This is a genomic window from Listeria aquatica (assembly GCF_014223975.1).
GTDB lineage: Bacteria > Bacillota > Bacilli > Lactobacillales > Listeriaceae > Listeria > Listeria aquatica.
The window spans coordinates 994,421-1,011,232 of record NZ_JAARRM010000001.1 but is presented as its reverse complement, the minus strand read 5'-3'; the positions used below and the strand labels follow the sequence as shown (position 1 = coordinate 1,011,232).

At 38.6% G+C, this 16,812-nt stretch carries 17 protein-coding genes; 16 read left to right on the top strand and 1 reads right to left on the bottom strand.

All coding sequences use genetic code 11. From position 1 onward, the window contains the following. Positions 1-80 precede the first annotated feature (80 nt). The 12 genes from HB912_RS04960 (at position 81) to holA (ending at position 9,839) form a co-directional block, all read left to right on the top strand. The gene (locus tag HB912_RS04960; protein WP_185372587.1) at positions 81-602 is read left to right on the top strand and encodes a YqeG family HAD IIIA-type phosphatase; all 522 of its coding nucleotides are present in this window, start codon (positions 81-83) and stop codon (positions 600-602) included. Continuing rightward, positions 599-1,699 carry a ribosome biogenesis GTPase YqeH gene (gene yqeH, locus HB912_RS04955; RefSeq protein WP_185372585.1) on the top strand — a complete coding sequence of 367 codons (1,101 nt, stop codon included), beginning with the start codon at positions 599-601 and terminating at the stop codon, positions 1,697-1,699. The genes HB912_RS04960 and yqeH overlap by 4 nt, the downstream gene beginning before the upstream one ends. 10 nt (positions 1,700-1,709) lie before the next feature. Next, positions 1,710-2,540 carry a shikimate dehydrogenase gene (gene aroE, locus HB912_RS04950; protein ID WP_185372583.1) on the top strand — a complete coding sequence of 277 codons (831 nt, stop codon included), beginning with the start codon at positions 1,710-1,712 and terminating at the stop codon, positions 2,538-2,540. Beyond that, positions 2,534-2,824, top strand: coding sequence for a ribosome assembly RNA-binding protein YhbY (gene yhbY, locus HB912_RS04945; RefSeq protein ID WP_185372581.1), 291 nt, complete (start codon positions 2,534-2,536; stop codon positions 2,822-2,824). The genes aroE and yhbY overlap by 7 nt, the downstream gene beginning before the upstream one ends. 18 nt (positions 2,825-2,842) lie before the next feature. Continuing rightward, positions 2,843-3,415, top strand: coding sequence for a nicotinate-nucleotide adenylyltransferase (locus tag HB912_RS04940; protein ID WP_185372579.1), 573 nt, complete (start codon positions 2,843-2,845; stop codon positions 3,413-3,415). Beyond that, positions 3,405-3,992: a bis(5'-nucleosyl)-tetraphosphatase (symmetrical) YqeK gene (gene yqeK / locus HB912_RS04935; protein ID WP_185372577.1), complete on the top strand. Its 588-nt coding sequence runs from the start codon at positions 3,405-3,407 to the stop codon at positions 3,990-3,992. The genes HB912_RS04940 and yqeK overlap by 11 nt, the downstream gene beginning before the upstream one ends. Then, a complete protein-coding gene (rsfS, locus tag HB912_RS04930; protein WP_036073463.1) occupies positions 3,985-4,341 on the top strand; it encodes a ribosome silencing factor in 357 nt (118 codons plus the stop codon). The genes yqeK and rsfS overlap by 8 nt, the downstream gene beginning before the upstream one ends. A gap of 60 nt (positions 4,342-4,401) precedes the next feature. Continuing rightward, complete coding sequence (locus HB912_RS04925; RefSeq protein ID WP_185372576.1) at positions 4,402-5,136, top strand: class I SAM-dependent DNA methyltransferase; 735 nt, start codon at positions 4,402-4,404, stop codon at positions 5,134-5,136. Positions 5,137-5,220: 84 nt separating this feature from the next. Then, entirely contained in the window at positions 5,221-5,853 is a 633-nt protein-coding gene (locus HB912_RS04920; RefSeq protein ID WP_185372574.1) for a helix-hairpin-helix domain-containing protein, read from the top strand. A gap of 63 nt (positions 5,854-5,916) precedes the next feature. Beyond that, the gene (locus HB912_RS04915; RefSeq protein ID WP_185372572.1) at positions 5,917-6,474 is read left to right on the top strand and encodes a ComE operon protein 2; all 558 of its coding nucleotides are present in this window, start codon (positions 5,917-5,919) and stop codon (positions 6,472-6,474) included. Positions 6,475-6,497: 23 nt separating this feature from the next. Beyond that, the gene (locus HB912_RS04910) at positions 6,498-8,750 is read left to right on the top strand and encodes a DNA internalization-related competence protein ComEC/Rec2 (RefSeq protein ID WP_342354361.1); all 2,253 of its coding nucleotides are present in this window, start codon (positions 6,498-6,500) and stop codon (positions 8,748-8,750) included. Positions 8,751-8,804: 54 nt separating this feature from the next. Continuing rightward, entirely contained in the window at positions 8,805-9,839 is a 1,035-nt protein-coding gene (holA, locus tag HB912_RS04905) for a DNA polymerase III subunit delta (protein ID WP_185372568.1), read from the top strand. 52 nt (positions 9,840-9,891) lie between these two features. On the opposite strand, the gene rpsT is transcribed toward holA, so the two are convergent. Then, complete coding sequence (rpsT, locus tag HB912_RS04900) at positions 9,892-10,143, bottom strand: 30S ribosomal protein S20 (RefSeq protein ID WP_036073473.1); 252 nt, start codon at positions 10,141-10,143, stop codon at positions 9,892-9,894. 244 nt (positions 10,144-10,387) lie between these two features. Between rpsT and lepA the strand changes: the two genes are divergently transcribed. The 4 genes from lepA (at position 10,388) to HB912_RS04880 (ending at position 16,745) form a co-directional block, all read left to right on the top strand. Further along, positions 10,388-12,223, top strand: a complete 1,836-nt coding sequence (gene lepA, locus HB912_RS04895; protein ID WP_185372566.1) for a translation elongation factor 4 — start codon at positions 10,388-10,390, stop codon at positions 12,221-12,223. 422 nt (positions 12,224-12,645) lie between these two features. Next, on the top strand, positions 12,646-14,397 hold the full coding sequence (locus tag HB912_RS04890; protein ID WP_185372564.1) for an ABC transporter transmembrane domain-containing protein: 1,752 nt from the start codon (positions 12,646-12,648) through the stop codon (positions 14,395-14,397). Next, a complete protein-coding gene (locus HB912_RS04885; RefSeq protein WP_185372562.1) occupies positions 14,387-16,198 on the top strand; it encodes an ABC transporter ATP-binding protein in 1,812 nt (603 codons plus the stop codon). Before HB912_RS04890 ends, HB912_RS04885 begins: the two co-directional genes overlap by 11 nt. A gap of 67 nt (positions 16,199-16,265) precedes the next feature. Next, entirely contained in the window at positions 16,266-16,745 is a 480-nt protein-coding gene (locus HB912_RS04880; RefSeq protein WP_185372560.1) for a CcdC family protein, read from the top strand. The last annotated feature ends 67 nt before the right edge of the window (positions 16,746-16,812 follow it).

Here is a 16,812-nt window from a genome sequence, read left to right as displayed (position 1 = left end):
AATCAAAACATGATAAAATTTGTAGGTTATCTCCTCTCCGTAAGAAAAGAGGAGCAGAAAAGGAAAATGAGGTGCGGGGTTTGTTAAAGCAATTTTCACCAGATAAAATGCTCGATTCACCATTTGGAATTAGAGCGGAACATTTAAAAAAAATGGGGAAAACAACGATCTTAACGGATCTTGATAATACGCTTCTTGCGTGGGATGAAATGGATGCGACTCATGAAATTATTAACTGGTTCACACTTCTTGAAGCTTCAGGAATTAAAGTGATGATCCTTTCAAATAATTCCGTAGATCGTGTGGAGCGAGTGGCCAAATCGACTCGAATCCCATTTCTTGCGAAAGCACGAAAGCCGCTCGGAAAGAATTTTAAAAAAGCACTAAAAGAACTGGATTCAACCCCCGAAGAAACCATTATGATTGGTGACCAAATTATGACCGATATTTTTGGCGGGAACAGGCAGAAACTCTACACGATTTTTGTGCGCCCAGTAAAAGAAACAGATGGACTTGCAACGAAATTTAACCGCTTCATGGAGCGGATTATTTTAAAACGACTTTCAAAAAAACAAAAAATGGAATGGGAGGATTCGCTTTGACAGAAACACTTAGATGTATTGGTTGCGGTGCCATTATTCAGTCTGAAGATAAATCAAAACCTGGTTACGCACCTCAATCATCCCTTACAAAAGAAAACGTGATTTGTCAGCGCTGTTTTCGTTTGAAGCACTATAATGAAATTCAAGATGTGCCGCTAACGGACGATGATTTTTTAAAGATTTTAAATGAACTCGGAACGAAAAAGGCACTGATTGTCTATGTGGTCGATATTTTTGATTTTGATGGGAGCTGGCTTCCTGGGCTACACCGCTTTGTCGGAAATAACCCAGTTCTTCTTGTCGGTAATAAAGAAGACCTATTACCCAAATCGCTTAAACGTGATAAATTAACGCGCTGGATGAGACGGCGTGCGAAGGATCTTGGACTTCTCGCTAAAGATGTAACGCTTGTCAGTGCACAAAAGGGAACTGGTTTTGAAACGCTGCTTGACCGAATTGAAAACTTGCGAAATGGCAGCGATGTTTATATTGTAGGCTGCACGAATGTCGGAAAATCAACGCTCATCAATCAAATCATCAAGCGAGCTTCTGGAGAAAAAGATGTGGTCACAACGTCTCAGTTTCCTGGAACCACTCTTGATAAAATTGAAATCCCGCTTGCTGGCGGAAATGTACTGGTGGATACGCCAGGGATCATCAATCATCACCAAATGGCGCATTTCATTGGTACAAAAACACTTAAGAAAATCACACCCAAAAAAGAAATCAAGCCGATTGCTTATCAGCTTAATGAAGAGCAAACCTTGTTTTTTGGTGCTCTCGCACGACTGGATTTCACATCTGGCCAAAGAAGCTCGTTTATCGTTTATATGTCGAACGAATTAGAACCACACCGCACAAAACTTGCGAATGCTGACCATTTATACGAAACGCAAAAAGGTGATGTTTTGGCACCACCGACGGGAGAAGAAGCGGCGGAACTTCCTGAACTTGTTCCACATCCATTCACTATTCGCGAAAAGACGGATATCGTGTTTTCTGGGCTTGGATGGGTAACTATTCCTGAAGGCGGCGTGAAAGTGACAGCTTGGGTGCCGGAAGGCGTTTCTGTCTCGGTCCGCGAACCGCTCATTTGAGGTGAACCAAATGAAACATTTCGCTGTTATTGGAAACCCGATCGCTCATTCACTTTCACCGATTATGCAGCAAGCCGCCATTCAACATTTACAGCTTGATGCTATTTATACGCGTAAAAAACTTAGTGAAGAAGCTTTTGATCAAGAAATAAAAGAATGGCTTCGTTCTGATATAGACGGTTTTAATGTCACGATTCCTTTCAAAGAACGGATTATTCCTTACCTTGATGAAATCGATGACTTTGCATTAAAATGTGGAGCCGTAAATACAGTCGTTCGATGCGGAAATAAATGGACCGGCTTTAATACAGACGGACAAGGCTTTTTGGAAGGACTCGCTGAAAAAAGACCGATAAAAGAGTCAGATCACGTGTTAATTGTTGGAGCTGGAGGAGCAAGTAAAGGCATTTACCTTGCGCTTAAACAAGCCCATAATTGTGAAGTGAGTGTTACGAACCGAACAGTTGCAAAAGCAGAGCAGATGCTAGAACCAGGGAGTCGGGATAGAGCGATCTCGCTCAAAGAAGCAGCGAAACAGCTTTCCAAGTTTACGATTATCATTCAGACAACATCTGTAGGCCTAAATCCTGAAAAAGCAGATTTGCCGCTGCAGCTTGATTTACTAGCTCCAGGTACACTAGTAGCAGATATTATTTACAATCCGTTTGAAACAGCCTTTTTACAAGAAGCTAAAAAAAGAGGTGCAATAACGCAAAACGGCCTTGCAATGTTTGTCAATCAAGGGGCGCTTGCGTTTAAACTTTGGACAGAAGAAAATCCGGATCGAGCTGTCATGCGGCAAGCCGTACTCGATTCATTTGAGGAGGAAGAGAAATGCTAACTGGACCGCAAAAACGCTTTTTACGCAAAGAAGCCCATGGATTGCACCCGATTTTCCAAGTTGGAAAAGGCGGAGTTAATCCCAATATGGTCAGTCAAATTAGCGATGCTCTTTTAGCGCGCGAATTGTTGAAAGTTTCCGTGCTGCAAAATTGTGAAGTTCCAAAAGAAGAAGTTGCAGAAATGCTTAGTGAACGAACTGGAAGTGAACTTGTACAATTAATCGGTCGAACGATCATTTTGTATAAAGAATCTCGTAAAAACAAACAAATTGAGCTACCTTAATCAGTTGAGGTGATAAAAATGACGGAAAAAATTGGAATACTTGGAGGTACTTTTGATCCGCCACATATTGTCCATTTGATCATTGCAAACGAAGTCTATGCGCAACTTGGCTTAGAAAAAATCATTTTTTTACCCAATAAAATTCCGCCTCATAAAAAGGAAAGTGGGTTTGTAGAAGCCGATGAACGAGTTCACATGCTTAAACTCGCAACAGCGTCCAATCCACATTTTGAAGTGGATACTCGGGAACTCTCCCGTGAGGGAAAAAGCTATACGTTCGATACCATGCTTGAAATGACTCAGGAAAGTCCAGAACAAAGCTTTTATTTTATCATTGGCGGTGATATGGTTGAATATCTGCCTAAGTGGTATAGAATTGAAGAACTACTTGAACTCGTAACGTTTGTTGGTGTCAATCGACCTACGTATTCCTTGAACTCCGAGTATCCAGTTTTGGATGTAACGGTTCCAGAAATGGATATTTCTTCTTCACTGATCCGTGAAAAGTGCCAGAAGAAAAGCCCGATTGATTATTACGTTCCTGAAAAAGTAGCGGATTATATAAAGGAGCATCATTTTTATGAATCGTGAGCAAATGTTAGAGAAAATTAAGCAAGCAATGCCAGAAAAGCGATTTCAACATACATTAGGGGTCGAAAAAACAGCACTCCTATATGCAGAAATTTACGAGGAATCAACAGAAAAAGCGAGCATTGCGGCTTTGTTGCATGATTATGCGAAATACTATCCAGATGATCAAGCTGAGAAACTAATTCGCGAAGAAAACATGGATCCTAGACTTTTGAAATATAGTCGTGCGCTTTGGCATGCACCAATTGGCGCATATCTAGCTAGAAAAGAATTCGGCGTAACGGATTCTGATATTTTGGAAGCTATCCGTGTTCATACAACTGGGAGTACGAAGATGAATAAACTTGATAAAATTATATTCTTAGCTGACTACACAGAGCCCGGCCGCGATTTTCCTGGGGTAGAAGAAGCACGAACGCTTTCAAAAAAGTCGCTTGATGCGGGTATGTTATTTGCGCTTCGCCGCACAATCGTGTATCTTTCGGATAAAGAGCAACCGATTTTTCCAGATACATTTGATAGTTATAATACTTTTGCATTTTTAAAACAAGAAGGAGATGTTGAACGATTTGAATAGTCATGAAGTATTGATGCTTGTTGCACGCGCAGCAGATGATAAACGTGCGGAGGATATTCTTGCCTTAAACATGCAGGGACTTTCAAGCATTGCGGATTATTTTGTGATCTGTCACGGTAATTCGGATAAACAAGTGCAGGCGATTGCACGAGAAATTAAAGACAAGGCTCAAGAAAACGAGATTGAAGTAAAACGTTTAGAAGGTTTCGATGCCGCTAAATGGGTATTAATTGATCTGGGTGACGTCATTGTCCACGTATTTCACCGTGACGAACGCTCTTATTATAATTTGGAAAAACTATGGGGAGATGCGCCACTTGAAAATGTGTCGGAGGCTTTTTCCTATTAAAAAAGCGGGAAAGCAGCGAGGTTTATCTTGCTGCTTTTTTGAATAGAAAGGGAGAGAAAAATGAGTTATGAATTTTTTCCAGTTGTTTATGATGAACTGATGGACGGGGAGCTCTATGACGCTTGGACGGAATTTGCTTTAAGCCATTTACCGGAAGAAACACATTCTTTATTAGACCTTGCTTCTGGAACAGGGGAGTTTTCTTTGCGCATGGCACTCGCTGGGCTTCAAGTTTCGGGTCTAGACTTAGCTCCTGAAATGGTCAGAGTATCAAGAGAGAAATTTGCTCAAATTGACCTTAAAATTCCAGTTGTCCAAGCTGACATGACTCATTTTGATTTAAAGCAAGAATTTGATGCTGTAACCTGCTTTTGCGATTCGCTTAACTATCTAGAAACAGAAGAAGCAGTTCGCGCTACCTTCCAAAATGTGTACAAACATCTAAAAAAAGATGGCACTTTTCTTTTCGATGTTCATTCTATTTACAAAGTGGATCAAGTCTTTGCAAATTATAGTTACGGAGAGGGAGACCCTTACATTTCAACCATCTGGAATTCCTTTCCCGGTGAGCATCCGCATTCTGTTGAACATGAGCTGAGCTTTTTCATTCAAGAAGGTGAAAAAGACTGTTACATTCGAAAAGATGAGTTACATAAAGAACGCACCTTTCCAATTTCAACGTATAAAAAATTTTTATTAGAAGCAAATTTTTGTGATATCCAAGTTTTTGGAGATTTTAGCGATGAAAGTCCAAATGAAAAAACAGAACGCCTCTTTTTTAAAGCCAAAAAATAACTTTTTGGCTTTTTTTCTTTTTGACAGTTGCAGGAGGAATAAAAGAGCTTGTGTCGAATAGAGAAGCAAAAGGAGGCACTTTCCATGCTAAAAGATTTGTATCAAAAAAATCCAAAATGGTGTTTAATCGGGGCAGGGGGTCTGATCTGTGTTCTCATACTGGGTTTCTTTTTCTTTTATCATGCAAATGGAGAAGAAGTAGAGGTCAAGTCGCAACAAATAACCGAGCAAAAAGAAACAAAAACACAAAACGAGCCAGCAAAAAGGGAAGAAAAGAACTCTGTTGTGGTTGTGGATGTAAAAGGAGCTGTTCGTACTCCTGGGGTCTATCAAATTCCGAAAGATGGTCGCGTGAAAGATGCGATTGATCGAGCTGGTGGCTTGTTAAATGAAGCTGACCCAAGTTCAGTCAATTTAGCTCAAAAGTTAAAAGATGAAATGGTAGTAGAAGTGATTAAAAAAGGTGAGAAGGGGTCTTCAGCATTAGCAGGAACTACTGCCAGCACTACCGAAAAAGCAGGATCAGAAAAAGTCAATATCAATCAAGCAACCGCGCAAGATTTGGAGCAAGTTCCGGGTATTGGGAAAGCGAAAGCAACTGCGATTATTGAATATCGCGAAAAAGAAGGTTTGTTTACAAAAATTGAAGATTTGACTCAAATTTCTGGGATAGGCGAAAAAACGCTTGAGAAATTAAAAGCTTATTTAGAGATTTAGATTTGATTGACGCTTGTTCACTAGCGAATTATACTATTATGAGAGACGAAAGGAGTCGAAAAGATGAAACGAATTGAATGGGATCAATTTTTCATGGCACAAAGTCATTTAATTTCAACACGAAGTACATGTACACGTTTAATGGTTGGAGCAACTATTGTTCGGGATAAACGAATGATTGCAAGTGGCTACAACGGGTCAATTGCTGGAGGAGATCACTGCACAGAAAAGGGTTGCCTAATTGTTGAGGGACATTGTATTCGGACGATTCATGCAGAGATGAATGCACTATTACAATGTGCGAAATTCGGAGCTTCTACCGATCAAGCAGAGCTTTACGTCACTCATTTCCCGTGTGTAGCTTGTTGTAAATCAATTATTCAAGCAGGAATCAAAGCGGTATACTATGCCAAGGACTATAAAAATAATCCATATGCCATTGAATTGTTCGAACAAGCTGGCGTTATTGTCAAAAAAGTGCCTTTTGATCATGAAATCTTAAATGATGGTCTGCTTTCCAAACAACAAATGTTAACGAGCGTTACAGAAGCGATCAATGAAGAAGATTTGCCGGAAGATAAAGCACAAAGCTTACTTCAATCTATTGAAGACAAATTGTAAAAAACATAAAGGGGAGGAAATAGATTATTGAACACTTTGCCATTTCTAGCGTTGTTGCCGTCATCTTTGGTGTTCTAGGCGTTTACTGGACTCCTCTTTTTCTTATTGCAAGTTTGCTATTTAGCGGTTATCTAATTAGTTTTAAGCAAAGAAAACAAGCGCTTGTTTTCTTTTGTGTTTTATTACTTGCATCGGGTTATTATTTTTTGGTAGATACATTTAATTTCTCAAAACATGAACTGACAACAAAATCAGAGACTGTTCGTGTTATCCAGTCTCTGCAAATTGATGGAGATCTTTTTTCAGCTATCGTGGATGTAAATCAAGAGAAGAGCGTATTACGTTACCGAATAAAAAGTGAAAAAGAAAAAGAGCCACTTAAGAAAGTTCGTTACGGTTCACTTATTCGGGCTACGGGACAATTAGAAAAACCGGGAGAGGCACGAAACTTTGATCAATTTGATTATGCTAACTACCTTAAGCGCCAAAAAGTTCATACTGTTTTTCAAGCTGATCGGTTAGTACTTGTCGGAGCTAAGCAATCCTTCTCTTCGAAACTAGAAAACTTCCGCTTAGATTTACTAGAATACACACAGAAACATTTCAGTAAACAAGCGGCGCCATATGTAGCAGCTTTGATTATTGGAGATAAGTCAAGTTTTGATCAGGAACTTTATGGAGAGTATCAGAAACTCGGTGTCGTTCATCTTTTAGCGATTTCTGGACTTCATGTCAATTTGTTTATTGGATTTTGTTATTTTTTACTTATTCGGTTTGGCGTTACAAAAGAAACCAGTCAAACGATTTTATTTTTTATTTTACCTTGTTACGCTATGATTGCTGGTTTAGGAGCTCCAGTCATTCGAGCATGCGGAATGACTTTGCTTGTCTTACTTGGAAAAAAACTAAAACATCCAATTTCTCCTACCTGTGCAATTTCACTTGTCTTTTTTGCAAGCTTTGTTATCAATCCTTATGTTTTATTTAATGCAGGTTTTCAATTGTCATATGCAGTGTCTTTTGCCATTTTGTTAGGCTCACCACTTATTAGTAGAGCACGTAGTCATTTTGGAAAAGGACTTATTATTTCTGTTATTTCTACACTTGCCTCTGCACTTATTTTGTTATTTCATTTTTTTGAATTCTCTTTGATCGGCATTTTCCTCAACATCCTCTATGTTCCATTTTTTTCTAGTTTTCTGGTTCCATTTATTTTTGTTTGTTTTCTTTTCTCAAAAGTTCCTATCTTAGCTACTTTTTTAAATGGTTTGCTTGATTTTTCGGTAGCTGTAATGGAACAAACTACTAAAGTCTTTCAAATTTTTGATGGAACTATGTTTACAGCAGGGAAACCAAGTGAGGTATTCACTTTACTTCTTGTTTTAGTTACATTACTTATTTTTCTATATTGGGAAAAACGATATTTTAAACGGACTTTTTGCCTTACCATATTGTTTTTTCTGTGTGCCAAACTCAGTAATTTTCCATTTTCTGGCGAAGTGCGCCTCATAGATGTTGGTCAAGGAGACAGTATTTTAATCCAACTTCCTCAAAATCAAGGCACATATTTAATTGATACAGGAGGACAAATAGATTTTCCAAAAGAAAAATGGCAAAGGCGAAAGCATTCATTTTCAATTGGAAAAGATCTCTTGACCCCAGTTCTTAAGTCAAGAGGAATCAAAAAGTTAGATAAAGTTTTTATAACACATGCTCATGCCGATCACATGGGGGCGTTAAAAGATCTTGCGACTGAAATTAAGATGAAAAGAATCTATATCGCAAAAAATGCGGCAAAGAAAAAAATTCTTAAGGAAACGCTCCAAGAGTTAAAAGGCATCCCTGTAACAGAACTTAAAAAAGGAGATCAAATAGGGAAAGAGTATCTTTTCCAAGTTTTGTCACCATATAGAGAAGTGGCAAACACAAATAATAATTCACTTGTGTTAAAAGCTAAATTAGGCGGATTAGTCTGGCTTTTCACAGGAGATGCTGAAAAAGAAATTGAGCAAGAACTGCTAAAGACAGAAGAAGTAAAAGCAGACATTCTTAAAGTAGGGCATCACGGGAGCAAAACCTCCTCGACACCAATGTTTATTGAAAAAGTACAGCCACAATTTGCTCTCATTTCTTGTGGCGTGAAAAATCGATTTGGTCATCCAAATGAAGAAACTCTAGAAACCTTACAAAAAAATAACATCCAGATTTTGAGAACAGATCAAAATGGGATGATTGTTTATCGCTTTTTTAAAGGATTCAAAACGAAGTTGCAATAAATGCTTGAAAACGAAGATTAGTTCGATTACGATTAGTGAAAGAGGTGGATAAAATTGATAAAAGAGTGGAAAGCCATTGAACAAAAGAAATTAGCGCAAGTCTATCTCATTATTGGCGTTGAGGATTATGTCATCAACCAAACAAAAGAAAGACTAGTAAATGCCGTTTTAGAAGAGGATGAACAAGAATTTAATTATGCTAATTTTGACTTGGAAGAAACCCCCATTGAAACGGTGATGGAAGAAGCAGAAACCCTTCCTTTTTTTGGCGATAAAAGACTTGTAATCGCAAGCAACCCTACTTTTTTAACAAGTGAAAAAACCAAAAATAAAATCGAACATCAAACATCAAGACTTGAACAGTATTTGGCACAGCCTGCGGATTACTCGATTCTTTGCTTTGTTGCGCATGTTGAAAAGTTAGATGAGAGAAAGAAATTAACCAAGTTACTTAAAAAACAAGCTGTTGTGATCGAAGCTAAACGACCAAGTGAAGCTGAATTTTTAAAATGGATTGAAACAAAAGCGAAGGAAAATGGCTTCACTCTTGAACAAGCAGCTGATAAACGATTGATGGAGCTAACGAGTGGGAACCTCACTACGGCGATGAATGAACTTGATAAATTAATGCTTTATGAGTTTGAGTCAAAAAAAATTACGCTTCTTGATGTAGAAAAGCTTGTCGTTCGTTCGCTTGAACAAAATATATTTTTATTGCTGGATAAGCTTATTGCACGGGATACGGCTGGAGCGCTTCGAATCTATTATGATCTACTTAAACAAAAAGAAGAGCCTATTAAAATTGTGGCACTTGTTGCTAGCCAGTTTCGTTTGATGAATCAACTACAACTTCTTGAGAAAAAAGGAGTGAGCGCACAACAAGCGGCTGGTATCCTAAAAGTACATCCATTTCGAGCAAAAATGGCGGCGAAACAAGCGCGTGGGTTTAGTAAGGAAGAGCTCGACTTTGCTCTTTTAAAGCTAGCGGCTAGTGACTTTGAATTAAAAACGGGTTTTGGAGAGAAGACACAAAAACTGGAATGGTTTTTATTTGAATTAGAAGACTTTAGAAAAGCAAAAAGGGCCTAATTAGGCCCTTTTTGACAAACAAAAAACACCACAACCGTGATGTTTTCATTGCTTACTTGATTTTAGCTGCTAAGCGAGATTTATCGCGAGCTGCTTTATTTTTATGAATCAAGCCTTTGGATACAGCAGTATCGATTTTTTTAGAAGCAGCTACGAATAATTCTTCTTTATTGTCAGCATTGTTTGCTGCAGCTTCCTCTACTTTTTTGATAGCTGTACGCATCGCAGAACGTTGAGCAACGTTGCGGTTGTTGCGAGTTTCAATTGTTTTAACACGTTTGATAGCAGATTTAATATTTGGCATTCCATTCACCTCCGTCCAAACTAATCGAGGTAGTACTTATTTCAAACATACCCTTTAAAATACTTCAGAACAAATGCTATTATACCTAAATATGAATGAATTTGCAATAAGACAAGCTAAATTTCTTAGAATTTCCGCCAGTTTTACAAATGAGCCATTGAATAATCGCTCATCTATTGATATAATCAATTTTAGCTTGCCATTCTAACTAATTTGAATGAGCTGAGGAGCAGGAGCTGTGAAAATGGATAAAAATGAAATGTTAAAACGGACAAATAAAATTAGAAATTTTTCGATCATCGCCCATATTGATCACGGGAAATCAACATTAGCGGATCGGATTTTAGAACAAACACATGCGTTAAGCCATCGTGAAATGAAAGATCAATTATTAGATTCGATGGATTTAGAACGCGAACGAGGCATAACGATCAAATTGAATGCTGTTCAACTTGCTTATACAGCTAAAGATGGCGAAACTTATATTTTTCACTTGATCGATACACCCGGGCACGTCGATTTTACGTATGAAGTTTCACGGAGTCTAGCTGCTTGTGAAGGAGCAATTCTTGTTGTAGATGCGGCTCAAGGAATTGAAGCACAGACGCTTGCAAACGTCTATTTAGCACTTGATAATGATTTGGAAATTCTTCCAGTTATTAATAAAATTGATTTGCCAGCAGCCGATCCTGAGCGGGTTCGTGCAGAAATTGAAGATGTCATTGGACTGGACGCAAGTGATGCAGTACTCGCTTCTGCTAAAGCTGGGATTGGCATTGAAGAAATTCTTGAACAAATCGTTGAAAAAGTGCCAGCTCCACAAGGAGACCTTGATAAACCATTAAAAGCACTTATTTTTGACTCGGTTTATGACGCTTATCGAGGCGTTATCGCGAATATTAGAATTGTTGACGGCACTGTGAAAGCCGGGGATCGTATTCGAATGATGTCAAATGGAAAAGAATTTGAAGTTACAGAAGTAGGTGTCTTTAAACCAAAAGCAACTCCGCAAGATGAGCTTATGGTGGGAGATGTTGGCTATTTGACCGCATCAATAAAAAATGTTGGGGATACACGTGTTGGGGATACGATTACACTCGCAAATAATCCAGCAGAAGAAGCGTTACCTGGTTACCGGAAACTAAACCCAATGGTGTATTGCGGGCTGTATCCGATTGATTCTGCTAAATATAATGATTTACGAGACGCGCTTGAAAAACTAGAGTTAAATGATTCAGCTTTACAATTTGAAGCAGAAACCTCGCAAGCTCTTGGCTTTGGTTTTCGATGTGGATTTCTTGGACTCTTGCACATGGAAATTATTCAAGAGCGGATTGAACGCGAATTTAATATTGACTTGATCACGACAGCGCCAAGTGTTATTTATCATGTGCAGTTAACGTATGGTAGCGAAATAGTAGTGGATAACCCATCTGAGATGCCGGAACCAGGTGTGATCGAGTCTATTGAAGAACCTTATGTGAAAGCTACAATTATGGTTCCAAATGAGTATGTGGGTGCGGTTATGACGCTCGCGCAGAATAAACGTGGGAACTTTGTTACGATGGAATATTTGGATGATATTCGTGTGAGTGTTTTGTATGAAATTCCGCTTTCGGAAATCGTCTATGACTTTTTTGATCAATTGAAATCAAGCACCAAAGGTTATGCCTCCTTTGATTACGAGCTACTTGGATACAAGCAATCGAAACTCGTTAAAATGGATATTTTATTAAATGCTGAAAAAGTGGATGCGCTTAGCTTCATTGTGCATCGTGACTTTGCTTATGAACGTGGGAAAGCGATTGTTGAAAAACTACGCGAACTTATTCCAAGGCAACAATTTGAAGTGCCTATTCAAGCGGCTATTGGAACCAAAATTGTCGCTCGTTCAACGATCAAGGCACTGCGAAAAAACGTACTTGCAAAGTGTTATGGCGGGGACGTTTCACGGAAGCGAAAACTGCTTGAAAAGCAAAAAGAAGGTAAAAAACGGATGAAACAAATTGGTTCTGTTGAAGTTCCACAAGAAGCCTTTATGGCGATTTTGAAAATGGATGAAGATGAGCCAAAAAAATAAGGCAAGTAAAAAAAGTGTCTTCCAAGAAAGGGAGGCACTTTTTTCTATGTATAATAAGGATTGAGACGTTATTTTTAAAAGAAAGAAAAACACTAATTTTAAAAAAATTCAAGAAATCGTTTGCATTTTTTGTGAAAGCCCTGTACAATAATGTCATCACATGAAATAAAGGAGGTATATGTTATGCAAAACAATCAACTACCGCTAACTCAACAACAATCAACAAAACCGTTATTACTTAAAAGTAAATTATTTGTTTTTCATTCCTATACTCGGCCTTTGGAGGATTTTAGGAAAAGTTAGTTTCTTTTCTTAACTGTTTTTTGCGCAGAAAAATGGGGACAAATATTTTTAAGTGGTAATGGACAAAATTGAATGTCCATTATTTTTTATTGTCTAAAATAAGGAGAGGAGCTCGCCATTTGAAAATTTTTAAACAATTAGCATGGTTTTTTAAAGAGCAAAAAAAGCAATATATTTTTGGGATAAGTATTTTATTTATCATTGCATTGTTGCAACTTATACCCCCTTTTGTAATCGGGAAAGTGGTCGATGCGATCACGAATCATTCCCTCACGAGGTTAAGTTTAATCCAGTGGATGATTCTTCTTGTAGTCGTTGCCATTTTGACTTATTTAGGTCGTTATGTTTGGCGGTTGATGATTTTTGGATCAGACAACTTGTTACAACGAACTTTGCGTTATAGGTTGTTTGAACATTTAACGAAAATGTCTTCCTTTTTCTTTCAACGCTACCGAACAGGGGATCTTATGGCACGGGCTACAAACGATATTACAGCCGTTCAACAAGTGGCAGGTTCAGGTGTATTGACACTGGCAGATTCTTGTCTGACTGGCGGAACGGTTATTTTAATGATGGCGATTAGTATCGATTGGAAGTTAACTTTGATTGCGCTTTTACCAATGCCGCTCATGGTTCTTAGCACTTCCATTCTTGGGAAAAAACTACATAATCGCTTTCACGATGCACAAGCTGCTTTTTCGAGATTGAACGATAAAACGCAAGAAAGTATCTCTGGAATTAAAGTAACGAGAACCTTTGGGCAAGAAGAAGAAGATATTGCTGATTTTTCGAAACAAGCGAAAGACGTTGTTTCAAAGAATGTTTCCGTCGCTAAAGTGGACGCCATGTTTGACCCTGTCATTTCAATTATTGTCACTCTTTCTTTTGTACTCTCCATTGGTTTTGGTTCCAAATTTGTTCTGGATGGAACTTTGACCGTCGGCCAAGTGGTCGCGTTTGTGAACTATTTATTCTTACTAGTTTGGCCAATGCTCGCTTTTGGTTTCTTGTACAATATCATCCAGCGCGGGAGTGCTTCTTATGACCGGATCACGAGTTTATTTGACGAAAAAGCAGATATTGTTGATCTTCCGGGTGCTTGTAGAGAGTTACCTCAAGGCGATATTCGAGCAACTATTAAAAGCTTTAACTATCCAGGAGAAGCGGAGAAGACGCTTTCAGACGTAATTTTTACTCTTCACGAGGGCGAGACACTTGGAATTGTTGGACGAACTGGAGCTGGGAAAACGACATTGTTGAAGCTGCTTCTCCGAGAGTATGATCAGTTTGATGGAGAGATCTATTTTGGTGAAAAACGATTTCAAGAGTATCAACTAAAAGTGTTACACCAAGCAATCGGTTATGTCCCACAAGATCAGTTTTTATTCTCAACTTCGGTTTTAAATAACATTCGTTTTGGTAGGCCAGATGCGACGCGAGAAGAAGTTGAAACCGTAGCTAAGACGGTATCTGTTCATGAGGATATTGAAGGCTTTAAAGCAGGCTATGATACGATTGTCGGGGAACGTGGCGTTTCGCTTTCAGGCGGACAGAAGCAGCGGCTCGCGATTGCACGTGCTTTATTGCTGAATCCTGAACTTTTAATTTTAGATGACGCTCTTTCGGCAGTCGATGCAAAAACAGAGGAAAAAATTCTTTCCAACTTAAAAGAGACGCGACAAAATAAAACCACGATCATCAGCGCCCACCGTTTGAGTTCTGTCGAGCATGCAAACTTAATTCTTGTGATGGATGATGGGAAAATCATTTCACAGGGAACCCATGCTGAACTAATTGCGGCAGACGGGTGGTATGCAGCGATGTATCGTGAGCAAAAACTTGAGGAGAGGAGTGAAGAAAATGGCGACTGATCTTATAAATGAAGAGCTTGAAACGATGACTGGAAAAGAACATCGAATGGTATTAAAACGCTTGATGGGCTACACGAAATACCACATTCCACTTCTCATTTTGACAGGCTTTCTTGTCTTACTCGTAACTGCAGCTGAAGTCATTTCTCCACTTCTCGTTCGAGCGTTTTTGGATCAGCACTTAACACCGCTTAGTTTTGAAACAAAAGCGATCGTGATTCTTGCTTCTCTTTACATTGGACTTGAAATTGGAAAATTTGTTGTTTGGTATTTTCAACTTTTCTTTTTCCAAAAAATTGCACTACAGATTGTGGAGCGCATTCGAGTAGATATCTTCTCAAAATTACATGCACTCGGTATGCGCTACTTTGACCAAACGCCAGCTGGAGGAATTGTTTCGCGAGTAACGAATGACACAGAAGCCATTAAAGATATGTTCATCAATGTCCTTTCAACCGCTATTCAAAGTCTGTTTATGTTGATTGGAATGTATGTGGCAATGTTTTCATTAAATGTTAGGCTCGCTCTTTACAGCTTGATTTTATTTCCAATTATTGCTGGAATTGTGGTTATATACAGGAAATACAGTTCCAAGTTTTACCGAGCTAAGCGTGAAAAACTCAGTCAACTGAATGCAAACATTAGTGAATCCATTTCTGGTATGTCGATTGCTCAAGAGTTCAATCAAGAAAAACGTCTAACGGATGAGTTTGAAGTGATTAATAAAGATTACTATGACGTTGGAATAAAAAATATTAAATTTAATGCTCTTTTGCTAGGACCCGCAATTGATTTTCTTTATGCAATTGCTGTAGTCATTATTCTTAGTTACTTCGGGATGGAGGCTTTAATAGGTCCAGTGGCAATTGGGACGATCTATGCTTTTATTAACTATTTTGATCGTTTTCTTGAAGCCATTTTTAATGTCATGGAACGACTTGCTATGTATCAAGAAGCAATCACAGCTGCCTCTCGCGTGTTTAAAATTATGGATGAAAAAGAGGAAGTTCCTACGCAATATCCTGAAAAGAGTGCAAAAGTGGGTAAAGCGCAAATTGAATTTAAAGACGTTTCCTTTGCTTATGATGGTGAGAATAATGTGCTCCAAAATATCTCTTTTACGGCACAACCTGGACAGACTGTTGCACTGGTTGGGCATACAGGAAGCGGGAAAAGTTCCATTATCAATTTAATGATGCGTTTTTATGAATTTGAACAAGGTGATATCTTAATTGATGGCCGCTCGATCAAAAACTATCCGATTACAGAATTACGAAAAAAAACAGGTCTTGTATTACAGGATAGCTTTATGTTCTACGGAAATATTCGCGATAATATTCGTTTATATAACCAAGCCATTACAGATAAAGAAGTGGAGGAAGCGGCGAAGTTTGTTCAAGCTGATCGATTTATTCAGTCATTAAAAAGTGGTTACGACCATAAAGTGATTGAAAGAGGGGCTTCCTTTTCAAGTGGTCAGAGACAATTAATTTCATTTGCCCGGACGATTGTGACAGATCCCCAGATTCTCGTATTGGACGAAGCAACCGCAAATATCGATACGGAAACAGAAAGCATGATTCAAACGGGACTTAGACGAATGCGAGAAGGCCGAACTACAATCGCGATTGCGCATCGACTTTCGACGATTAAAGATGCGGATCTTATTCTCGTATTAAGAAAAGGGGAAATTGTTGAGCGCGGGACACATGCTGAGCTCTTGAAAGAGAGGGGCATCTATCACTCCATGTATCTTTTACAAAATAGTGGTATGGATTTGGACGAAAGGGCAGTTAAATAAAACTTGGCTTTTTTCTGAAAGAAGCGCTATAATGGTGAACGAATGAGCGCTTAGGAGGAATTAAAGTATGTCACTTTTCGTATCCATTTTAATCACACTTTTATTCGGGACGATGATCATTGTTATCCGAATGAAAGCATCGAAACGCCCAGCATCTATTAAGGGAATTATTTTACCGCCTATCATGATGTCAACGGGTGCACTTATGTTCGTCATTCCATATTTTTGGGTAACGGGACTAGATATTCTTGAAGCCATCGGGATGGGACTTGCGTTTTCACTCATCTTAATTTGGACGACTCGGTTTGAAGTACGAAATGAAGAAGTGTACATCAAACGAACGAAATCTTTTCCGATCTTGCTTATGGCACTGCTTTTGATTCGAATTGTTTTGAAATACTGGATCAGTGGGAGCGTAGAAGTCGGCGAACTAGCAGGTATGTTTTGGATTATGGCTTTTGCAATGATCGTTCCTTGGCGTGTTGCAATGTACTTTCAGTATAAAGCTGTTGCGCGTGGTCTTGCAAAATCAGCGGAAATGTCCTGAGAAAAGGCTCAAGGATAATTTGTAAAAGGCTAAAGCCAAATCATTATAAAAAATGTAGTTTTTTAGC

Coding starts and splice junctions, on each gene's coding strand:
- aroE (WP_185372583.1), top strand. CDS start 1,710: ATGAAACATTTCGCTGTTATTGGAAACCCGATCGCTCATTCACTTTCA.
- yhbY (WP_185372581.1), top strand. CDS start 2,534: ATGCTAACTGGACCGCAAAAACGCTTTTTACGCAAAGAAGCCCATGGA.
- HB912_RS04940 (WP_185372579.1), top strand. CDS start 2,843: ATGACGGAAAAAATTGGAATACTTGGAGGTACTTTTGATCCGCCACAT.
- yqeK (WP_185372577.1), top strand. CDS start 3,405: ATGAATCGTGAGCAAATGTTAGAGAAAATTAAGCAAGCAATGCCAGAA.
- HB912_RS04925 (WP_185372576.1), top strand. CDS start 4,402: ATGAGTTATGAATTTTTTCCAGTTGTTTATGATGAACTGATGGACGGG.
- HB912_RS04920 (WP_185372574.1), top strand. CDS start 5,221: ATGCTAAAAGATTTGTATCAAAAAAATCCAAAATGGTGTTTAATCGGG.
- HB912_RS04915 (WP_185372572.1), top strand. CDS start 5,917: ATGAAACGAATTGAATGGGATCAATTTTTCATGGCACAAAGTCATTTA.
- rpsT (WP_036073473.1), bottom strand. CDS start 10,143: ATGCCAAATATTAAATCTGCTATCAAACGTGTTAAAACAATTGAAACT.
- lepA (WP_185372566.1), top strand. CDS start 10,388: ATGGATAAAAATGAAATGTTAAAACGGACAAATAAAATTAGAAATTTT.
- HB912_RS04885 (WP_185372562.1), top strand. CDS start 14,387: ATGGCGACTGATCTTATAAATGAAGAGCTTGAAACGATGACTGGAAAA.
- HB912_RS04880 (WP_185372560.1), top strand. CDS start 16,266: ATGTCACTTTTCGTATCCATTTTAATCACACTTTTATTCGGGACGATG.